We start from the raw sequence: 20,422 nt of genomic DNA on the forward strand, positions 1-20,422 counted from the left end.
CACCCCACCCACCGGAGGCGGTGTGCGCAAGCGTCGCGGGCCCTCTAATGACACCGCCGTCGAGGACGGGGTGAGTTTGGCGGAGGTTGTTGCGCGGCTCGATGACCTGATGGCGTATGACCGGGAGCAGCTCGGGAAGCGGTTGGAGCGGGTTCGGACTACGAAGGAAGCGCGCAAGCGGGAGCAGGCGCTGCAGGGTGTGATCGGCGCGATCGAGCAGGCCGAGCGGCGGGTCGAGGTGCGGCGGAGCGCCGTACCGGAGATCACCTACCCGGAAGAGCTGCCGGTCAGTCAGCTGAAGGACGAGATCGCGGCGACGATCCGCGACAACCAGGTCGTGGTCGTCGCGGGCGAGACCGGTTCGGGTAAGACCACCCAGATCCCGAAGATCTGTCTCGAGCTCGGGCGCGGCATCCACGGCATGATCGGCCACACCCAGCCCCGCCGGCTCGCCGCGCGAACAGTCGCCGAGCGGATCGCCGAAGAGCTGGGCACGGAGCTCGGCGAGACGATCGGTTTCGCCGTACGGTTCACCGACAAGGTCAGCGAGCGATCGCTGGTCAAGCTGATGACCGACGGCATCCTGCTGAACGAGCTCCAGCGCGACCGCGACCTCACCCGGTACGACACGCTCATCATCGACGAGGCGCACGAGCGCAGCCTGAACATCGACTTCATTCTCGGCTACCTCAAGCGCCTCCTCCCCCGCCGCCCCGACCTCAAGGTCATCATCACCTCGGCGACCATCGACCCGGAGCGCTTCGCCGCGCATTTCTCGGACGCGAAGGGCAACCCGGCCCCGATCGTCGAGGTGTCCGGCCGGACCTACCCGGTCGAGGTGCGGTACCGCCCGGTCAACGACCCCGAGGACCCGGCGACGATCGACCGCGACCAGACTCAGGCGATCCTCGACGCCGTCGACGAGCTCCAGTACGAGGCGGACGGCGACATCCTGGTCTTCCTCAGCGGCGAGCGGGAGATCCGCGACACCGCCGACGCGCTGAACGACAAGTTCCGCGGCGACCGGCGTACGACGGAGATCCTGCCGCTCTACGCGAGGCTCTCGAACGCCGAGCAGCATCGGGTCTTCCAGTCGCACTCGGCGCGCCGGATCGTGCTCGCGACCAACGTCGCCGAGACCTCGCTGACCGTCCCCGGCATCAAGTACGTCATCGACCCCGGTACGGCGCGCATCTCGCGCTACAGCCACCGCACGAAGGTCCAGCACCTGCCGATCGAGCCGGTCTCGCAGGCCAGCGCCAACCAGCGCAAGGGCCGCAGCGGCCGCACGAGCGACGGGATCGCGATCCGGCTGTACTCCGAGGAGGACTTCGACAACCGCCCGGAGTTCACCGACCCGGAGATCCTGCGCACCAACCTCGCGTCGGTCATCCTGCAGATGACCGCGATCGGGCTCGGCGACATCGCGGCGTTCCCGTTCATCGACGAGCCGGACAAACGCAGCATCACCGACGGCCTGCAGCTCCTCACCGAGCTCGGCGCGATCGACACCCCGAAGGGCGGACGGCTCACCCCGATCGGCCGCCAGCTCGCACAGATTCCGTTGGACCCACGGCTTGCCCGGATGATCGTCGAAGCCGACAAGCACGCGTGCGTCCGCGAGGTCATGGTCATCGCGTCCGCACTGTCGATCCAGGATCCGCGCGAGAGGCCGACCGATGCCGAGGCGCAGGCCACCCAACAGCACGCCCGGTTCCGCGACCCCAACAGCGACTTCCTCGGATACCTGAACCTCTGGGGCTACCTGAAGAAGCAGCAGAAGGAGCTGTCCGGCAACCAGTTCCGCCGGATGTGCCGCAGCGAGTACCTCAACTACCTGCGCGTCCGCGAGTGGCAGGACATCTACGCGCAGCTCCGCCAGGTCGCGTCCCAGATCGGCGTCAAGCTCAACAGCGGCGAGCCGGCCGACCCGCAGAGCGTCCACATCTCGCTGATGTCCGGCCTGCTGTCGCACCTCGGGCTGAAGGACCCGGCCAACCAGCACCAGTACATCGGTGCCCGCGGCACCAAGTTCGCGATCTTCCCCGGCTCTGGCCTGTTCAAGAAACCACCGCAGTTCGTGATGGCCGCCGAGCTCGTCGAGACCTCACGGCTGTGGGCGCGGGTGAACGCGAAGATCGAGCCCGAGTGGGCCGAGGATCTCGCTCCGCACCTCATCAAACGGTCGTACTCCGAACCGCACTGGGAACGCAAAGCCGGCGCGGTCATGGCGTACGAGAAGGTCACGCTGTACGGCGTACCGATCGTCGCCAGGCGCAAGGTGAACTACGGCAAGGTCGACCCGGAGGTGTCGCGCGAGCTGTTCATCCGGCACGCGCTGGTCGAGGGCGACTGGGACACACACCACAAGTTCTTCCATGAGAACCGCAAGCTGATCGAGGAAGTCGAGGAGCTCGAGGAGCGCACCCGGCGCCGCGACCTGCTCGTCGACGACGAGACCCTGTTCGCGTTCTACGACGAACGGATCGGCCCCGAGGTCGTCACCGGACGGCACTTCGACACCTGGTGGAAGACCGCGCGGCAACGCGACCACGACCTGCTCGACTTCGAGCGCTCACTCGTCGTTCGTGAGGGCGCCGAGGTCCGCGAGGAGGAGTTCCCGCTGCACTGGATGCAGAACGGGATGACCTTCGACCTGACGTACGCGTTCGAGCCGGGAACGGACGCGGACGGTGTGACCGTCCACATTCCGCTGCTGGTGCTGAACCAGATCACCGCGGACGGGTTCGAGTGGAGCGTGCCGGGCTTCCGCGAGGAACTGGTCACCACCCTGATCAAGTCCTTGCCGAAGACGATCCGGCGCAACATCGTGCCCGCACCGGATCACGCCCGGCAGATCCTGCCTGAGCTGGACCCGGCGTCCGGACCGCTCACCGATGCGATGGCTCAAGCCCTGCGGGAGCTGCGCGGTGTCGTGATCGAGCCGAGCGACTGGGACTGGAGCCGGGTGCCGGAGCATCTGCGGATGACGTTCCGGGTCGAGGACGACAAGCGCAAGACAGTTGCTGAGAGCAAGGACCTCGCGAAGCTGAAGGAGAAGCTGAAGCCGAAGACCACGGCCGCGATCTCGCAGGTCGCGTCGAAGGCAGTCAGCGGGCTGGAGAAGTCCGGTCTGACCGACTGGACGTTCGGTGACCTGCCGCGCAGCTTCTCCGAACGCCGCAACGGCCTCACGGTCGCCGGCTACCCGGCGCTCGTCGACGAGGGCAAGACCGTCGCGATCCGGCTGCAGGAGACCGAACGCGATCAGGCCGCCGCGATGTGGGCCGGTACGCGCCGGCTCTTGCTGCTCACGATGCCCTCGGTGATCGACGTGGTACAGCGGCATCTGAGCAATCAGCAGAAGATGACGCTGATGGCCGGTCCGCATCGCAACGTCGGCGAACTGCTCGACGACGCGATCGGTGCGGCGGTCGATCAGCTCATGGCGGCCGCGGGCGGTCCGGCGTGGAATCTCACGGCGTTCGCGATCCTGCGTGACGCCGTACGGTCGGACCTCGCGGACACCGTGCTGACGATCCTGCAGCAGGTCGAGCAGGTGCTCGGGCATGCGCGGACCGTGGACAAGCAGATCTCGCGCGCGTCGAGCCCGGCGTTGATCGTGGCGTTGTCGGACGTCCGCGGACAGCTCGAACGGCTGGTCCACCCGGGCTTCATCACCGAGACCGGCGCGAAGCGACTCCCGGACCTGGCTCGGTACCTGCGCGGCATGGAGCAGCGGCTGGCCAAGCTCGGTGAGAACGCGGCCCGCGACCGCTCCGGGATGGCGATCGTTCAGACGCTCACCGATGAGTACGAGAAGCGTCTGCGCGCCGTTCCGACCGGCAAGTACCCGAGCCCCGAGCTGCTCGAGGTCCGGTGGATGCTCGAGGAGCTGCGGATCAGCCTGTTCGCGCAGACGCTCGGTACGCCGTACCCGATCTCGGAGAAGCGGATCCGGAAGGCGCTGGCGGACAGCTAGGAAGCGGCTAGGAGTCGAGCAAGCGGCGGGCGTGGTCGTGGACGGCCGTGCGGAGTTCGGGTGGTTCGAGGATCTCGAACGGCCAGTAGAGGCGGATGACCCCTGATACGAGGGGTCCCAGGTCGTTCGCGGCGAAGCGGACCTCGCAGGTGTTCTCGTCGATGGGATCGACCACGCCTTGGCTCGGCGGAATCAGCCGGGCGACCGTCGCGGCGTCGGCCTGTACGCGGACCCGGGCGACGATGTCCCACGGCGCCACTCCGGTGCCCTCGGCAACTAGTGCGACCGGATCGGGCGGGTCCTCGAACCGATAACGCGAGCCGGTCAGTGCAGGCTCGCTGATGCGGTCGACGCGGAAGGTACGCCAGGCCTGCCGATCGCGGTCGCGCGCGACGAGGTACCAGCGGCGGCCGGTGTGCACAATCTGGAGTGGCTCGACGCTGCGCTCGGACTCGCTTCCGTCATGCGTCCGGTAGCGGAACCGGATCCCTTCGATGTGACGGCAGCCGGCGGCCAGCGTGACCAGCACCTCGCCGTCGACCTGCGGCAGCTCCCCCTGCGGCAGCTGCGTGGTGTGCGCGCTGATGGCAGCGACCTGCTCCTGCAACCGTGCCGGCAGGACCTGATGAAGCTTGGCCAGCGCCGATACCGCAGCCTCCTCGACGCCTGACACGGTCGTGGTCGTCGCGACGCGCAGGCCGACCGCGATCGCCACAGCCTCCTCGTCCTCGAGCAGCAGCGGCGGCAGCCGGCCGCCGGGACCGAGGCGGTAGCCGCCGCCGATCCCGGCCTCGGCCTCGACCGGGTACCCGAGCGACCTGAGGCGCGTGACATCCCGGCGTACGGTCCGCGGCGTGACGTCGAGCCTGGCCGCCAGCTCCGTGCCCTCCCACTGCGGGCGCGACTGGAGCAGTGACAGCAGGCGGAGCAAGCGGGCTGCGGTATCCATCAATTTCCATTCTGCCCCGACCTGCGGACCGATCCTGTCCGCAGGTCGTCCTACGGTAGCGACATGACGACGCTTTCGCAGAATCTCCTGGACCTGTCCGACTTCGCCTGGCAGCGGCTGCGGAACCGGGTGGAGGGCCTGACCGACGAGGAATACCTCTGGGAACCGTTCGACGGCTGCTGGTCGATCCGGACGTCCGACTCGGGTCTCGTGCTCGAACGCACGAAGATCCCGCCGGAACCGGAGCCGTTCACCACGCTGGCCTGGCGGATCACCCACATCATCGACATCCTGCAGGAGGACCGCACCGCCACCTGGTTCGGCAGCCAGGTCGACCCGGCTGACGGCCCGCCGCCCGTGCCGGGTTCCGCGGCGGACGCTCTGACCGCCCTGGATCATGCGTACGACGTCTGGCGCCGACGCCTCGCCGCGCTCAGCCAGGACGTCCTCGACCGCCCGATGGGCGAGCCCGCGGGGATGTACGCCGAACACGACGGCACGTCGTTCGCGCTGCACATCCTGGACGAGCTGATCCACCACGGTGCGGAAGTCGGCACGGTCCGCGACTTCTACCGCGACACGCACACCGAGGACCCGTTCGCCGCCGCCCTCGCCGGCGAGGTCAGACCGACCGAGCAGCCGGCGCTGCTGGCCGAAGCGGCTGTGGCGCAGCGGTGGGAGGTCGTACTTCGGCTCGCCGGCATGGGCTTCGGCATCAACGAGCGGACCAAGGACGGCGCCACCGCCGCGCATCTGGCCGCGGGGAGCGGAGCGCTGGACGCGCTCCGATTCCTCGTCGAGCATGGCGCGGACCTGACCGCTACCGATCCGAAGTTTCACGCCGACGCACTCGGCTGGGCCAAGTGGGGCGAGCAGGCGGAGGCCGTCGCCTACCTGGAGTCGCTCTAGGGCACGAATGCGCGCTGCGAGCGGCGGCGGAAGTCGCGGGGCGGGAGCTCGTGGGCCGCGGTGAAGGTGCGGGTGAAGTACGACTGGCTGGTGAAGCCGCAGCGGGTGGCGATAGCGGCGATCGAGGTGTTGGTTGCCGCTAGCAAAGATGCGGCGTGTTCGAGGCGGAGGTCGGTGACGAAGGCGGTCGGCGTGACGCCGTACGCGGCGCGCATAGACCGGGACAGGTGGGCAGGGCTGACGCCGGCGAGTTCGAGCAGCCGGGGTACGCCGCCGCGGAGGTTCTGCTCGGCGCGCATCGCAGTACATGCTCTCGCCAGCCAGTCGGGTACGCCGGGCGCCGCGGCGTCGGCTGGTGCGAGCAGTTCCATCAGATCGATCCAGAAGCGCACGAGATCGTAGGAACTCGGGTTGTCCTGGAAGCGGGCCAGGGCCCGTTCGAAGACAGCGATCGCGGGCGGTTGGTGGAAGGTGATCGGTCCGCGGGACGACCAGGTGGCGGTGCGGGTCAGGTCGAGGAAGCCCTGCCAGATCGAGCTCGGGAAGGCGACGTTGACGAACTCGAGTCCGTCGGGCGCCGAGCCGCGGACCGCGTGCCGGTCGCTCGGCCGGACCAGCACCACATCGCCCGGACGAAGCTGTTCGACGCCGGTGGTCAGCAGGTGTTCACCGCTCCCGGACACGACGCCCATGAACTCGTGGAAGTCCGCGTGGGTGTGCAGCTCGGTGTCGCGTGAGCGGGCCGGGATCCGCACCCGCGCCGCGTGGTACGGCCGCCCGAACGCGTGCGCCTCGAACCGCAGCACGTGTGTCACCTCAACACAGTACAAATTCTCGTCAGCCCATTGCTAGTACGCCGGAACCCCGCAACCGCACGCTGGAAGCATGTTCGAAACAGACGGCTACGTCATCTTCCGCGACGTCATCGACCAAGAGCTGATCAAGGAAGTGAACGATCATGTCGAATGGCTGCAGGCCCGGCATCCCGACGTACGGCCCGAGCAACTGGGGCACGTGTACCTGCGCGACGATCCGTTCTGGGTCCGGCTGGTGAGCGACGACCGGCTCGTCGACATCGCCCAGCGGTTCGTCGGGCCGGACATCGCACTGTTCGCCTCCCACTACATCTCCAAGCCGCCGTACTCCGGACAGCCGGTGCTGTGGCATCAGGACGCCGCGTTCTGGCCGCTGGATCCGATGGAGGTCGTGACCCTGTGGCTGGCCGTCGACCACTCGACACCTGAGAACGGGTGCGTCCGGGTCGTCCCGGGCAGCCACCGGTCCGACGTGGCCGAGATCCGCGAGAACACCGACGTCGAGAGCGTGCTCGGCATGGAGATCGCGGTCGAGGTGGACGAAGCGCAGGCGGTCGACATGGTGCTCGCGCCCGGCGACGTCGAGGTCCACCACCCGAACATCGTCCACGGCAGCAACGCGAACACGTCGCCGAACCGGCGCTGCGGGCTGACGATCCGCTACATCCCGACGTCGACGCGGATCACCGACCCGGAGTCGCCGTACCCGAGTGCGTTCCACCTGCGTGGTGAGCCGGGGGTGAACAGCTACCAGCCGCGGCCGTCGTACGTCGAGGGGCGGCACTTCCCGTTCACCGGCAGCAGCGCCTGGGTCTGAACATGCGAAAGCCCGCCCCGGCCGGGGCGGGCTTTCTCGACCAGCTATTCGAGGCAGATCCGGAACGGGTGGCCCGCCGGGTCGGCGTAGATCCGCCAGCCACGCGCGTTCTCCGCGGGCGGCGGGTCCAACGGATCGAGCGGCTCGGCGCCGAGGGCGACCACGGTCGCGTGACCGCTCGAGAGGTCCTCGACGATCAGGTCGAGATGGAGATCTTGCGCGTCGGTGCCGGGCCAGGTGGCCGGCACGTACTGCTCCGAGCGCCGGAAGGCCAGCGTCGAGAACTCAAGCAACGTGCCGGGGCCGGTCAGGCTCCGCCAGTCGTCGTCACCGTTCTCGTCGATGTCCAGCCCCAGCAGCGCTGAGTAGAACTGGGCGAGCTCGAGTGGGTCCGGGCAATCCAGCACCACCGAGCCGAGCCGCCCGGCAGTACTGCCCGGCTGCTCTGCCACCTGCGTCATCTGTCCTCCACATTCTGTTGCGTCAGCCTGCTTCCGAGTCTGGGGCAGGCCCGGCCAGGTCCCTCTGGTCGGAAGGCCCGGCCGCCTACGATGACAGGTCCGGGGGACAATTCGCACCTTTCGACACGCGTTCTCGACCAGTGAGCCGATCGCTGACAGTGAAGGTTCGCTCTCGCTACCGCTAAGACTGCGGTACGGCGGTAGCGCGCCGACGCTCCCCCAGCTTGCGGATCTTGGCCCGGGTCCCGCAGTCCTCCATCGCGCACCAACGGCGGGAGCCGTTCCGGCTGCGGTCCAGGAACAGCCAGCCGCAGCCGCCGTCGTCGACCGGACAGGCCCGCAACTGCCGCAGCTCGACCGTCCGGATCAGCTCGACCGCCGCCACCACCAGGCGGTCCGGGATCAGCTGTGCCGGTGACGTACCGACGACCAGCTCGGCGATGCCACGTTCTCGCTGGGCATCAGGGATCAGCATGGAACGCGCGGCCGCCGCGGACCAGCGCAACATCAAGCGCTCGAAGGCGGATCCCTTGCTGCGCTTGACCCCGTCCGTCGCGACGACTGCGCCGGCCGCGTGCGGCGCCAGCACGTCGTACGCCGCCTCGCGGATCTCCAGCGTCGCCCCGAGCGCCTTCTCGGCCAACTCCGGAGACGATCGCCAGGTGCCCTCGACGGCGCTGTAATCGCGCAGATCGATCAGCTCGATCCGGCGACTCCAGTCGAGCAGCTCGGCCGGCGAGGTGAGGTAGTCATGCTCGATCGAGCCGCCGCGCACCCGCGGGGTGACCGTGTTCACCAGATCGAGGGCAGGGTGTCCGCCCACGACGCGAAAACTGTCGGACATGTCTGCGATGCTACCTCCATACGGAGTTTTACTGGAATCAAAGGAGAGATCATGCCCATCTCACCACGCCGGGCCGCGGCGGCCCTGCTGATGCTCTCCGTCGGCACGTTCACCTATGTGACGATCGAAGTTCTGCCGATCGGCCTGCTGACCGTGATGGCCGACGACCTGCAGCGATCCCGCTCCCAGATAGGCCTCCTGGTCAGCGGGTACGCCGTGGTCGTGGTCCTCACGTCCATCCCGCTGACCCGCGTCACCGGGCGACTGCCACGGCGGACCGTTCTGGGCAGCACACTCGCGGTCGTGGCCGTCGCCAACCTGCTGGCCGCAGCGGCACCGACGTACGAGGTGCTCTTCGGCGCCAGACTGGTCACTGCACTGTCGCAGGCGCTGTTCTGGTCGATTGCTCCCTCGATTGCGACCAGTCTGGTCCCGGAGGAGTTCCGCGGGCGCGCTGTGGCCCGCATCTCGATCGGAGCGGCTCTGGCGTCGGTTCTCGGCGTGCCGATCGGCACCTGGATCGGTGAGCACAGCAGCTGGCGGGTCCCGTTCGTCGCAACGGCAGCACTGGGTGCCGGGCTGTGCGCGGCCACCATGCTCCTACTCCCCCATGTCGAGGGCCCGGACGGCATAGCCCGACGCGGCAGCGCACCCGACTCACGGCGTTACGTCGCTGTGGTGGTTACCGCGGCGATCGGGGTCACCGGCTTCATGACGTTCAACACCTACGTCACGCCGTTCCTGCTGGACATCAGCGGCTTCGGCTCCAACGCTCTCGGGCCGATCCTCCTGGCCAGCGGACTCGGCGGTGTAGCCGGAGCTGTGCTCGTAGGTCGACTGCTCGACCGTCATCCGTGGGGCGTGCTGGTGCAGGCGCTCGTACTGCTCGCTGCCGTCCTGCTCGGTCTGGCTGCGGTCGGACGGTGGCAGGTGCCGACGGTGATCCTGATCGCCGTGGGCGGACTGGCTTACAGCTCCATGGCCGTCGCGCTGCAGAGCAGGACGCTCGTGGTCGCGCCGATGAACACCTCGCTCGCCTCCGCCGGCACCAACTCGGCCTACAACCTCGGCATCGCCGCAGGCGCCTTCATAGGCGGCCTCCTCATCGACAACACCACGGTCCGCAGCGTGGCCCTCGTAGGCGGCCTGCTCCTGGCAACCGCGGCGCTGGTCGTCCTGAGCGAGCCGCTGCTGGCCCGAAAGCCAGCTCCGCGGCCAGATGCTCACCGGGTGTGCGAAGAGCCGGCCTGAAGCGTCGTGACGGCTCTCGTCAGGAATTTTTAAAGGGTCTTGACGAATTATTGGGCGGCGCGAACACTTTCGGTCATGATCCCGCAGCCTACGGCGCAGCAGGTGCTGGCCGATGAGACGTTCTTGCTGGAGGCCGACGCCACGATCGGCCTCCTCGACCCCACCGCCCAGCTGATCGCTGACCGGTTCGCAGCTCAGCTCCGTCGCTCCACCGGATACGCCCTGCCGGTCCAGGAAGGCACCGGCACGATCACGCTGTCCACCAACGGCCCGGAGTCCTTGGGCACTGAAGGCTACGAGCTCCGCGCGGACGCGTCCGGCGTCACCGTCACCGCATCCACCGCCGAGGGCCTGTTCCGCGGCGTCACCACGCTCCGCCAGCTCCTGCCCGCCAAGGCCGAGGCCGACACCGTTCAGGAAGGCCCGTGGGAGATCGCGGGTACGACGATCTCCGACTCCCCGCGGTACGAGTACCGCGGGGTCATGCTCGACGTCACCCGGCACTTCTTCACCGTCGACCAGGTGAAGAAGTTCATCGACCTGGTGTCGCAGTACAAGCTCAACCGGCTGCACCTGCACCTGTCCGACGACCAGGGCTGGCGCATCCAGGTGGACTCCTGGCCGCGGCTCACGGAGTACGGCGGCAGCCTGCAGGTGGGCGGCGGCGCGGGCGGCTACTACACGAAGGCGGAGTACGCCGACCTAGTCCAGTACGCCGCGGAGCACTACATCACCGTCGTGCCGGAGATCGACACCCCAGGCCACACGAACGCGGCGCTGGCGTCGTACGCCGAGCTGAACAAGGGCGACCAGGCGCCGGACCTCTACACCGAGACCGAGGTCGGCTTCAGCTCCTTCGCCATCGACAAGGAGGTCACGTACGCGTTCCTCGACGACGTGTTCCGGGAGGTGGCCGAGCAGACGCCCGGTGACTTCCTGCACCTCGGCGGAGACGAAGCACACTCGACCGAGCACAGCGACTACTTGACGTTCGTGGCGAAGGCGACCGAGCTGGTCGTGAAGAACGGCAAGCTCGTGATGGGGTGGCACGAGGTCGCCGACGGGCCGCTGCCGGCCGGCTCTGTCGTGCAGTACTGGGGCACCGAGGACCCGAAGGCTCAGGTGCTGGCGAAGAAGGCGGTCGAGCAGGGCGCGACGCTGGTGCTCTCCCCCGCCAACCGGGCATACCTGGACATGAAGTACGACGCTGAGACGCCGCTCGGACTCGACTGGGCCGGTCTGGTCAGCGTGGAACAGTCCTACAGCTGGAACCCGGCCACGCTGGTCCCCGACGTACCGGCGAACGCGATCATCGGCGTCGAGGCGCCGCTGTGGACGGAGACGCTGGACGACCTGGAGAAGGTCGAGTACATGGTCTTCCCGCGGCTGCCCGGCATCGCCGAGCTCGGCTGGTCGCAGGAGTCCGCGCTCGACTGGACGGCGTACCGCGACCGTCTGGCCGAGCAGGGTCCGCGCTGGGAGGTGCTCGGGGTCAACTTCTACCGGGCGCCGGAGATCGACTGGCGTTAAGCGCTGAGGATCCGGTCGAGCAGCCACGCCGTGGTGGCGTCCACGTCCTGCTCGGCCACTGTGTGGATGGTGTGGATGGCTTGGTGCGTGGCGTCCTCGTTCTGGGCGTCGCGCACCTCCAGCCGGTACACGTACCGGTCGGGCTGCGGCCGGCCGGAGCCCAGGTCCTTCGCGCCGAGGGCCCGGACCGCGTCCTCGAGCTTGGTCGCGTCGGGCTGGTCGCTGGTGTCCAACTCACCGTGCTTGGTCAGCCCGGCGAAACCTCCGCTGCGGGTCACTGTCACGATCACGCTTGCCTCCTCTCGCAGTACCTGTTCATGCCCGCGCGACACGCCGGGACGAACGATCAGAAAAATGCGTCCGCTACCCGGCGTACCGGTCATTTGTCCTTCGTTGCCATCGTGCCGCACCCGTCCGCCGCCGCGAACCAGCAGGTAGGCGCAGGATTTCGGGCTCCGGAGCGGCCCTCGCGAGGCCGCATCGAGGTGACCACGCAGCGTAACGGGCCCTGACAATCAGCGACACGTGTTTGTGGTCACCCCTACCATCACGCCGCAGAACGGCTACAGTTATGGCGTTGCAGTTTTGGACTCCCTGACTTTGCTGTGCTGCATGGCCGGTCTGTCGTCTGGGGCCTTTCGGCGACGCGTGATCCATGAGGTGTGGTTCACGGATTGTTATAAGCCATCGAGGAGATAGACAAATGGCTGTCGGTACTGTCAAGTGGTTCAACGCTGACAAGGGCTTCGGCTTCATCACCCCGGATGACGGTGGCGCGGACGTGTTCGCGCACTACTCGGCCATCCAGATGTCGGGCTTCCGCTCGCTGGACGAGAACCAGCGGGTCGAGTTCGAGATCACCCAGGGCCAGAAGGGGCTGCAGGCGGAGAACATCCGCGCGATCGGATCTTGATCTGATCACCCTTTCGTGAACCAGTAGAGGAGCCGCACACCATTCGGTGTGCGGCTCTTCCGCTGTAATAGGAACTGTGACTGAGCGCCCACGCTACGGCCGGCCCGACGAAGACGCGGGAGAACGGCTCGACCGGCAATGGAACGAACTGCTCCAAGAACTCCGGCTGGCCCAGACCGGCACGCAGATCCTGTTCGCGTTCCTGCTCAGCATCGCGTTCCAGAACCGCTTCCAGGACGCGGACAGCTTCACCCACGACGTGTACGCCGTGACGCTGATCGCGTCCGCACTGGCCGTCGGCCTGTTCCTCGCGCCGGTGTCGTTCCACCGGATCGTCTACCGGCAGAAGCTCCGCGACCGCATGCTCCCGATCGCCAACCGGATGGCCATCGCCGGCATGCTCTTCCTGGTCGTCGCCATCGCCGGCGGCGTCCTGCTCGCCGCGGACGTCGTACTCTCCCGCCCCGTCGCGATCATCGTCACCGCCGTCGTCCTGGTGCTGTTCGCCCTGTTCTGGTACGTCGTCCCCGCGTGGGTCCGGCGTACTAACGGAGACGAGGAATGACCTCGGTCGCGATCTGTGCCAGGACGTCCTCGGAGCCGCTGTAGACGCCCTCTGCGCGTGGCCAGTGGGTGATGAGGTCGGTGAAGCCGAGGGCGGCTGCTCGGGCGGCGATCTCCTCGAAGGCTGCCGGGCTCGAGACGGCGTACTGCGCGCTGTCCATCGACAGGTAGCGGTCGAGGTGGCGGCCTTCGAGGAGGTCGTCGAGGCGGTGGCTCAGGTCGGTGAGGGACGCGAACCAGGTGTCGAGGCTCGTCTTGTCGCCGCCGGTCGTCATCCAGCCGTCGCCGTGTTTCGCGGCGAAGCGGACCGAGCGCGGGCCGTTGCCGGCCAGGATGAGCGGGACCCGCGGTTGCTGGACGCAGCCGGGTAGCGTGCGGCCGTTGCGCGTCTCGTAGTACTCGCCCTTGAAGTCGACGCCATCGGTTGTCAGCAGGGTGTCCAGGAGCGTCACGAACTCCTCGTACCGGTCCTGGCGCTGCCGCGGAGTGAGGTCCGGGCCGCCCTGGATGGTCGCGTCCAGGCTGCCGCCGGCGCCGATCCCGCACAGGAAACGTCCGTCGGAGACGTCGTCGATCGCGAGGATGTCGCGAGTCAACGCCAACGGGTGCCGGAAGTTCGGCGAGGTCACGAACGTGCCGAGCTTGATCCTCGAGGTCACCGTCGCTGCCGCCGTCAAAGTCGGCGTCGTCCCGAACCACGGTGAGTCCTGCAGACCGCTCCAGGTCAGGTGGTCGTAGGTCCACGCGTGGTCGAAGCCGTACTCGTCCGCCTGCCGCCACCGCCGTGCGGCGTCCTGCCAGCGGTACTCCGGCAGGATCGCAATCCCGAAACGCATGAGCGCCAGCCTAGGGCGTCGGGAACGTGGCCAGAGAACTGGTGCCGATGCTGCCCAGCCAGACCTTCCCGTCGCGCTCGCGGACGCCGGTCGGCATGTGGAAACCCGGATGCTTCGCACGCAGGTCGTGGACCAGCTCGCCGTTCTCGTCGTACGCCTGGATCTCGATGATGTCCGCGGCCTTCGGCTTCAGCGCGTCCGGGAGCGCCCAGACGATCTTGCGGAGGACCGGCGGCTTGGGCAGCAGGAAATCGAGTACGGCGTTGCGCGGCGAACCGACCGCGACCCAGATCAGCCCGTCCGACCCGCGCGCGATGTTGTCCGGCAGCCCCGGGATCGACGCGATCTGCACGGGCTCGGCGCCCTCGGTCGTCAGATCGAGCTTGTACAGCCCGTACGTCGCGGTCTCGGCCCAGAAGAGCGTACGGCGATCGCTGCTGAGCGCCACGCCGTTCGGGAAGGCGCGGCCGGTCGCCAAGCGGGTGACCTCGCCGTCCGGCGTACGGCGGTAGACGCTGCCGGTGGTGGAATGCTCGAGCAGGTCGGCCATCCACTCGTCGATGCCGAACCGGGTCGACGAGTCGGTGAAGTAGATCGTGCCGTCCTCGGTGACGTCGGCGTTGTTGCAGAACCGCATCGGGCGGCCGTCGATATCGGACAGCAGCGTCGCGATCCGATTGTCCTTGTCGAGGGTCAGCAGGCCGCGGTTCGCGTCGCAGATCAGGACCTTGCCGTCCGGCAGCCACTCCAGGCCGAGCGGCCGGCCGCCGGTGTCGGCGAGCGTGCTGATGGTCTTGCCGTCCGCGCTGACGCGCAGGATGCGGCCGTCGTACAGGCCGGTGAGGACGCTGCCGTCGTCGTCGATCAGCGTGTCCTCGGGACCCGCACCGGGCAAGGCAACAACGTCCACGTCGATGTTGTTCGGGTGCCGCACCGGCGGAGCGGGCGGCGGGGTCCAGCGCAGCGGCGCGATCGACGTCATGCCGCAGACCCTAGCGCGCTGCGCCGATCCACTCACAGAACGCCACAGCCCGGATCGACTTGGTCGATCCGGGCTGAACGCAGTACTGCTTAGAAGATGACCTCGCCGCGGGCACGACGGGCGCGCAGCTTCTCCAGCGCTTCGTCGAGGATCTCCTGGGCCTCCTGCTCGGAGCGGCGCTCCTTCACATAGGCCAGGTGCGTCTTGTAAGGCTCGATCTTCGGCGGCGGGGGCGGGTTGTTCACATCGGTGCTGGTCGGAAGACCGCACCGCGGACAGTCCCACTCCTCCGGGATCGAGGCCTCGACCGCGAACCAGGTCGCGGTCTCATGCCCGTTCGCACAGAAGAACACGATGCGCTGCCGGGGCGCGGTGTCGCCGCGCTCCGCCTCGCCCATCGGCCCGGCACCGACCCGGCTGCCACGAATCGCACTGCCACCACCAGCCACGGGAACCGACCCCTCAGCCGAGCTTGTAGAGCAGGCCGACCGCGACGATGCTGGCGAACCAGATCAGACCGACACCGATCGTGATCCGGTCCAGGTTCCGCTCCGCGACCGACGAGCCGCCCAGGCTGGACGACACACCGCCACCGAACAGGTCCGAGAGGCCGCCGCCGCGGCCTTTGTGCAGCAGTACGAGCAGCGTGAGGAACAGGCTGCAGACGATCACGACGATCGAGAAAGCGAGAATCACGAGGAGTAGCCTAACTGAAGGTCCAGGTAACGGCAGATGCCGGCGAACTCGTCCGCCTGAAGGCTCGCACCTCCGACCAGGCAGCCGTCGACATCCGGTTGGGCCATGATGCCACCTGCACTGGCCATCTTCACCGATCCACCGTAAAGAATCCGTACCGAGTCGGCGACCGAGGGTGAGATCGACTCCTCGATCCGGCCCCGGATCGCAGCGATGACCTCCTGTGCGTCCTCCGGGGTCGCCACCTCGCCGGTGCCGATCGCCCAGACCGGCTCGTAGGCGATGACGAGCTTGCGGACGTCGTCCTGCTTGAGTCCGGCCAGCGCGGCGTCGATCTGACCCACGCAGTGGTCGACGTGACCGTTGGCCTGGCGGATCTCCAGGCCCTCGCCGACGCACACGATCGGGATCAGCCCGGCCTCGAGCGCCTTCGCGGTCTTGGCGTTGACCAGCTCGTCGGTCTCGTGGTGGTACTGCCGGCGCTCGGAGTGGCCGGTCAGCACGTACGTGCAGCCGAGCTTGGTGAGCATCGCCGCCGAGATCTCGCCGGTGTACGCGCCGGCGTCGTGCGTGGACACGTCCTGGGCGCCGTACTTGATCTTCATCCGGTCGCCGTCGACCAGCGTCTGCACGCTGCGGATGTCGGTGAACGGCGGCAGCACGGCCACCTCGACCCGCTCGAAGTCGTGCTTCTTGTCCTGCAGCGTCCACGACAGCTTCTGCAGCAGGTGCACGGCCTCGACGTGGTTGAGGTTCATCTTCCAGTTGCCCGCCATCAACGGCGTACGGGCATCGTCTGCCATGGTGCTCAGCCCTCTTCCAGTACGGCGAGTCCCGGGAGCTCCTTGCCCTCCAGGTACTCGAGGGATGCGCCGCCACCGGTGGAGATGTGGCCGAACGCATCGTCGGCGAAGCCTAGCTGGCGTACGGCGGCCGCGGAGTCACCGCCGCCGACGACACTCAGGCCGTCCACCTCGGTCAACGCCTGCGCGACGGCCTTCGTTCCGCCCGCGAACGCGGCCATCTCGAAGACACCCATCGGACCGTTCCAGAACACGGTCTTCGCGCCGGCGACCTCGGCCGCGAACGCCTTGCCGGAGTCCGGACCGATGTCCAGGCCGAGCTGGTCGGCCGGGATCGCGTCGGCCGCGACCACGGTGGCCGGCGAGTCGCCCTTGAACTCGGGCGCGACCACGATGTCGGTCGGCAGCACGATCTTGTCGCCGGCGTCCTTCAGGTAACCGCGGACGATGTCCAGCTGGTCTTCCTCGAGCAGGCTCTTGCCGACCTCGTGGCCCTGCGCCTTCAGGAACGTGAAGACCATGGCGCCGCCGATCAGCAGCTTGTCGGCCTTGGCCAGCAGGTTGTCGATCACCGCGAGCTTGTCCGACACCTTCGCGCCGCCCAGCACGACGACGTACGGACGGGCCGGGTCCTCGGTCAGCTTCTTCAGCACCTCGACCTCGGCGAGCACCAGGCCGCCGGCCGCGTGCGGGAGCTTGCGGGCCACGTCGTACACGCTGGCCTGCTTGCGGTGCACGACACCGAAGCCGTCGCTGACGAAAACGTCGGCCAGCGCCGCCAGCTCGTCGGCCAGCTCGCCGCGCTGCGCCTCGTCCTTGCTCTCCTCGCGCGGGTCGTACCGCACGTTCTCGAGCAGCAGAACCTCGCCCTCGTCCAGCTCCTGGACCGCTTCCTGGGCGCTCTCGCCGGTGACGTCGGTCGCGAAGTGCACGGTGATGCCCTCGGGCTGCAGCAGCTCACCAAGCCGCTTGGCCACCGGGGCCAGCGTGTACGCCGGGTTGGGCTCGCCCTTCGGACGGCCGAGGTGCGCGGTGACGATCACCTTCGCGCCGGCCTTGGCGAGCTTGATCAGGGTCGGCAGCGAGGCGCGGATCCGGCCGTCGTCGCCGATCACCTCGTCCTTGATCGGCACGTTCAGGTCGGACCGGACCAGCACCCGCTGGCCCGCCAGGTCGCCGAGATCTTCGATGGTCTTCACAGTTCAGCTTTCTCGGGTGAACGAGCTTGCGTCCGAAGAAGCACCAGGGCTCTCCGGACGCAAGCGGGGGAACATCAGAGTTGTGTCAGCGGTGTGCGAGCCGTCAGAGCGAGGCGCCGACGTGCTTGACCAGGTCGACGAGGCGGTTGGAGTAGCCCCACTCGTTGTCGTACCAGCCGACGACCTTGACCTGGTTGCCGATCACCTTGGTCAGGCCCGAGTCGAAGATGCAGGACGCCGGGTCGGTGACGATGTCGGTGGAGACGATCTCGTCCTCGGTGTAGGTCAGGTAGCCCTTCAGCGAGCCCTCGGCCGCGGCGGCCTTGTAGGCCTCCTTGACCTCGTCGACGGTGACCTCGCGGCCGACGGTGACGGTCAGGTCGGTGGCCGAGCCGGTCGGCACCGGGACGCGCAGCGCGTAGCCGTCCAGCTTGCCCTTGAGCTCCGGCAGCACCAGGCCGATCGCCTTCGCGGCGCCGGTCGAGGTCGGCACGATGTTCAGCGCGGCGGCGCGGGCGCGGCGCAGGTCCTTGTGCGGGCCGTCCTGCAGGTTCTGGTCCTGGGTGTACGCGTGGATCGTGGTCATCAGACCCTTTTCGATCGTGAACGCGTCGTTCAGAACCTTGGCCAGCGGGGCGATGCAGTTCGTGGTGCAGGACGCGTTCGAGATCACGGTGTGCTTCTCGGCGTCGTACAGCTCGTGGTTCACGCCCATCACGACGGTCAGGTCCTCGTTCTTCGCCGGAGCGGAGATGATGACCTTCTTGGCGCCGTTGTCGGCGTGGGTCTTGGCCTTGGTGGCGTCGGTGAAGAAGCCGGTCGACTCGATCACCACGTCGGCGCCGACGTCGGACCACTTCAGGTTGGCCGGGTCGCGCTCGGCGAACGCCTTGAAGCTCTTGCCGCTGACGGTGATGTCGTCGTCGGTCGCGGAGACCTCGCCCGGGAAACGGCCCAGGATCGAGTCGTACTTCAGCAGGTGAGCGAGAGTCTGGTTGTCGGTCAAGTCGTTGACGGCGACGACCTCGATGTCGGCACCGGACGCCTGCACGGCGCGGAAGAAGTTACGGCCGATCCGGCCGAAGCCGTTGATACCTACGCGTACGGTCACGGGACTACGTCTCCTCAGATCTGGCGTTCGAGCACTGCCCTACAGCCCGAACATTAGCCCAACAGCCCACCTGGCCAACTGGTAGCGTCCACATCAGACCACCATGACCCGCGAGTAGCCGTCCGAGCAGACCACCACGACGTGCAACTGCCCCGGAAACCTTCCGGGGCAGCCTGTTGAATACCAGTTGACCAGCTGGTGACGTCAATACCCGAGGGCAGGACCCGTCGCGCGCGCCGGCGAAGGACCGCCGACCGACTCCTTCGCACCGTCGGCGCTCGCGGCCGGCGGCGCACTCCCGGCGGGTGCGTGCCCGGTGTTCAACAGCTTGGCCGCCAACGCCGCATCCCCCGGCGCACCGATCGCCAGCGCCGCCTTCACACCATCGAGCCGACCGGGCTGGTCGGCCTGGAACCCGTCGTCCGGCCAGTTCGCCCCAGCCGTCTCCGGGTCGGCGACCATCTTGTTCTGCTGCTCCTGCTGTTTGCGGTACTCCTCCAGAGCCCGCTGCCGTTCCATCTCCCGGACGGCGTTCTCGGTCCGGACGCGCTCCAACTCGTCGCGCGCCCTTGCCTCATCCTCTGCAGTACCCATCGGTCTCCGATCGTCGTGGTGCGACGATGCAACCAGAGGGGCAAGCGGTGGACAGGTCGTTTCAGATAACGATCCGGTCAGGCCGGGTCGAGCATTTCCGGGGTCAGGTTGGCCTCGGTGTTGGGTACGCCGAGGTCGGAGGCGCGCTTGTCGGCCATGGCGAGCAGGCGGCGGATGCGGCCGGCTACAGCGTCCTTGGTGAGGGCCGGCTCGTGGAGCTGGCCGAGCTCTTCGAGGCTTGCCTGCTTGTGCTCCAGGCGCAGCTTGCCCGCGACCTGCAGGTGATCGGGCACGTCGTCGCCGAGGATCTCCAGCGCCCGCTCGACGCGCGCGCCGGCCGCCACCGCAGCGCGGGCGGAGCGGCGCAGGTTTGCGTCGTCGAAGTTCGCCAGCCGGTTCGCCGTCGCGCGGACCTCGCGCCGCATCCGGCGCTCCTCCCACGCCAGCACGGACTCGTGCGCACCCAGCCGGGTGAGCAGCGCGCCGATGGCGTCACCGTCGCGGATCACGACGCGGTCGACGTTTCGCACCTCGCGAGCCTTCGAGCCAATGCCAAGTCGCCGAGCCGCACCGACCAACGCCAGCGCCGCTTCCGGACCAGGGCACGTCACCTCGAGCGACGACGACCGGCCGGGCTCGGTCAGCGAGCCGTGCGCGAGGAATGCACCCCGCCAAGCAGCAACGGCGTCACACGACGCACCGGACACGACCGCCGGCGGAAGACCGCGCACCGGCCGGCCACGGTTGTCCACCAGACCGGTCTGCCGCGCCAACGCGTCGCCGTCGCGGACCACGCGGACGACGTACTTCGTCTGCTTGCGGATGCCGGACGGGGAAATGACCACCACGTCCGACGGGTGCCCGAAGATCTCCGCGATGTCCTTGCGCAGCCGCCGGGCCGCGGCGCCGCTGTCGAGCTCGGCCTCCACGACGATCCGTCCGGACACCAGGTGCAGCCCGCCCGCGAACCGCAGGATCGACGAGACCTCGGCCTTGCGGCAACACGGTTTCGTCACCTGAATACTGGTCAGCTCGGACTTCACCTGTGCTGTCATCGCCATGAAGGCCATCCTCCCACCCATGTCAAAGACCCTTGGACCACCAACGGCATCGAGCGCCCGCGGTTACGGCCTCTGCAACCTTCGGGCAGGTTGATCGCGTTACCC

The 20,422-nt window shown here is 68.0% G+C and carries 21 protein-coding genes; 7 read left to right on the forward strand and 14 right to left on the reverse strand.

What is annotated here, in order from left to right:
* The first annotated feature begins 70 nt into the window (after positions 1-70).
* Positions 71-3,982: an ATP-dependent RNA helicase HrpA gene (gene hrpA, locus EV645_RS34950; RefSeq protein WP_130448339.1), complete on the forward strand. Its 3,912-nt coding sequence runs from the start codon at positions 71-73 to the stop codon at positions 3,980-3,982.
* A gap of 7 nt (positions 3,983-3,989) precedes the next feature.
* Here hrpA and EV645_RS34955 read toward each other — a convergent pair whose 3' ends face one another.
* Complete coding sequence (locus EV645_RS34955; protein WP_242000850.1) at positions 3,990-4,931, reverse strand: helix-turn-helix transcriptional regulator; 942 nt, start codon at positions 4,929-4,931, stop codon at positions 3,990-3,992.
* 63 nt (positions 4,932-4,994) lie between these two features.
* Between EV645_RS34955 and EV645_RS34960 the strand changes: the two genes are divergently transcribed.
* On the forward strand, positions 4,995-5,840 hold the full coding sequence (locus EV645_RS34960) for a DinB family protein (RefSeq protein ID WP_130448341.1): 846 nt from the start codon (positions 4,995-4,997) through the stop codon (positions 5,838-5,840).
* Here EV645_RS34960 and EV645_RS34965 read toward each other — a convergent pair.
* Positions 5,837-6,655: a helix-turn-helix transcriptional regulator gene (locus EV645_RS34965; protein ID WP_130448342.1), complete on the reverse strand. Its 819-nt coding sequence runs from the start codon at positions 6,653-6,655 to the stop codon at positions 5,837-5,839. The genes EV645_RS34960 and EV645_RS34965 overlap by 4 nt on opposite strands.
* A 70-nt stretch (positions 6,656-6,725) precedes the next feature.
* On the opposite strand from EV645_RS34965, the gene EV645_RS34970 reads away from it, so the two are divergent.
* Positions 6,726-7,472, forward strand: a complete 747-nt coding sequence (locus EV645_RS34970; protein ID WP_130448343.1) for a phytanoyl-CoA dioxygenase family protein — start codon at positions 6,726-6,728, stop codon at positions 7,470-7,472.
* Positions 7,473-7,516: 44 nt separating this feature from the next.
* Here the strand turns inward: EV645_RS34970 and EV645_RS34975 are convergent, their stop codons facing one another.
* Positions 7,517-7,933: a VOC family protein gene (locus EV645_RS34975; protein WP_130448344.1), complete on the reverse strand. Its 417-nt coding sequence runs from the start codon at positions 7,931-7,933 to the stop codon at positions 7,517-7,519.
* A gap of 181 nt (positions 7,934-8,114) precedes the next feature.
* The gene (locus EV645_RS34980) at positions 8,115-8,777 is read right to left on the reverse strand and encodes a CGNR zinc finger domain-containing protein (protein ID WP_130448345.1); all 663 of its coding nucleotides are present in this window, start codon (positions 8,775-8,777) and stop codon (positions 8,115-8,117) included.
* Between the two features lie 51 nt (positions 8,778-8,828).
* Here EV645_RS34980 and EV645_RS34985 point away from each other — a divergent pair, with 51 nt between their 5' ends.
* Together EV645_RS34985 and EV645_RS34990 are read left to right on the forward strand one after the other, a co-directional pair.
* Positions 8,829-10,028: an MFS transporter gene (locus EV645_RS34985; protein ID WP_157997231.1), complete on the forward strand. Its 1,200-nt coding sequence runs from the start codon at positions 8,829-8,831 to the stop codon at positions 10,026-10,028.
* A 75-nt stretch (positions 10,029-10,103) separates the two neighbouring features.
* Positions 10,104-11,558: a beta-N-acetylhexosaminidase gene (locus EV645_RS34990; RefSeq protein WP_130448347.1), complete on the forward strand. Its 1,455-nt coding sequence runs from the start codon at positions 10,104-10,106 to the stop codon at positions 11,556-11,558.
* Here the strand turns inward: EV645_RS34990 and EV645_RS34995 are convergent.
* Positions 11,555-11,848: a protealysin inhibitor emfourin gene (locus tag EV645_RS34995; RefSeq protein WP_130448348.1), complete on the reverse strand. Its 294-nt coding sequence runs from the start codon at positions 11,846-11,848 to the stop codon at positions 11,555-11,557. The two genes, EV645_RS34990 and EV645_RS34995, sit on opposite strands and share 4 nt — an antisense overlap.
* A gap of 413 nt (positions 11,849-12,261) precedes the next feature.
* On the opposite strand from EV645_RS34995, the gene EV645_RS35000 reads away from it, so the two are divergent.
* Both EV645_RS35000 and EV645_RS35005 read left to right on the forward strand, forming a co-directional pair.
* The gene (locus EV645_RS35000) at positions 12,262-12,471 is read left to right on the forward strand and encodes a cold-shock protein (RefSeq protein WP_130385526.1); all 210 of its coding nucleotides are present in this window, start codon (positions 12,262-12,264) and stop codon (positions 12,469-12,471) included.
* A 76-nt stretch (positions 12,472-12,547) separates the two neighbouring features.
* Positions 12,548-13,036: a DUF6328 family protein gene (locus EV645_RS35005; RefSeq protein WP_130448349.1), complete on the forward strand. Its 489-nt coding sequence runs from the start codon at positions 12,548-12,550 to the stop codon at positions 13,034-13,036.
* On the opposite strand, the gene EV645_RS35010 is transcribed toward EV645_RS35005, so the two are convergent.
* The 9 genes from EV645_RS35010 to whiA form a co-directional block, all read right to left on the reverse strand.
* Complete coding sequence (locus EV645_RS35010; protein ID WP_130448350.1) at positions 13,017-13,871, reverse strand: LLM class flavin-dependent oxidoreductase; 855 nt, start codon at positions 13,869-13,871, stop codon at positions 13,017-13,019. The genes EV645_RS35005 and EV645_RS35010 overlap by 20 nt on opposite strands.
* Before the next feature lie 10 nt (positions 13,872-13,881).
* Entirely contained in the window at positions 13,882-14,853 is a 972-nt protein-coding gene (locus EV645_RS35015) for an SMP-30/gluconolactonase/LRE family protein (RefSeq protein ID WP_130448351.1), read from the reverse strand.
* A gap of 89 nt (positions 14,854-14,942) precedes the next feature.
* Complete coding sequence (locus EV645_RS35020) at positions 14,943-15,302, reverse strand: RNA polymerase-binding protein RbpA (RefSeq protein WP_130385522.1); 360 nt, start codon at positions 15,300-15,302, stop codon at positions 14,943-14,945.
* A gap of 13 nt (positions 15,303-15,315) precedes the next feature.
* Positions 15,316-15,549, reverse strand: coding sequence for a preprotein translocase subunit SecG (secG, locus tag EV645_RS35025; RefSeq protein WP_130448352.1), 234 nt, complete (start codon positions 15,547-15,549; stop codon positions 15,316-15,318).
* On the reverse strand, positions 15,546-16,352 hold the full coding sequence (gene tpiA / locus EV645_RS35030) for a triose-phosphate isomerase (protein WP_130448353.1): 807 nt from the start codon (positions 16,350-16,352) through the stop codon (positions 15,546-15,548). The genes secG and tpiA overlap by 4 nt, the downstream gene beginning before the upstream one ends.
* A 5-nt stretch (positions 16,353-16,357) precedes the next feature.
* Positions 16,358-17,551 (reverse strand): phosphoglycerate kinase, encoded by a 1,194-nt coding sequence (locus EV645_RS35035; RefSeq protein ID WP_130448354.1) that lies wholly within the window; start codon positions 17,549-17,551, stop codon positions 16,358-16,360.
* 103 nt (positions 17,552-17,654) lie between these two features.
* On the reverse strand, positions 17,655-18,662 hold the full coding sequence (gene gap, locus EV645_RS35040) for a type I glyceraldehyde-3-phosphate dehydrogenase (protein ID WP_130448355.1): 1,008 nt from the start codon (positions 18,660-18,662) through the stop codon (positions 17,655-17,657).
* Between the two features lie 204 nt (positions 18,663-18,866).
* Positions 18,867-19,256, reverse strand: a complete 390-nt coding sequence (locus EV645_RS35045; protein WP_130448356.1) for a hypothetical protein — start codon at positions 19,254-19,256, stop codon at positions 18,867-18,869.
* 77 nt (positions 19,257-19,333) lie between these two features.
* Complete coding sequence (whiA, locus tag EV645_RS35050) at positions 19,334-20,317, reverse strand: DNA-binding protein WhiA (RefSeq protein ID WP_130448357.1); 984 nt, start codon at positions 20,315-20,317, stop codon at positions 19,334-19,336.
* Between the last annotated feature and the right edge of the window lie 105 nt (positions 20,318-20,422).

This window comes from Kribbella rubisoli (genome assembly GCF_004217145.1).
Classification (GTDB): Bacteria; Actinomycetota; Actinomycetes; order Propionibacteriales; family Kribbellaceae; genus Kribbella; species Kribbella rubisoli.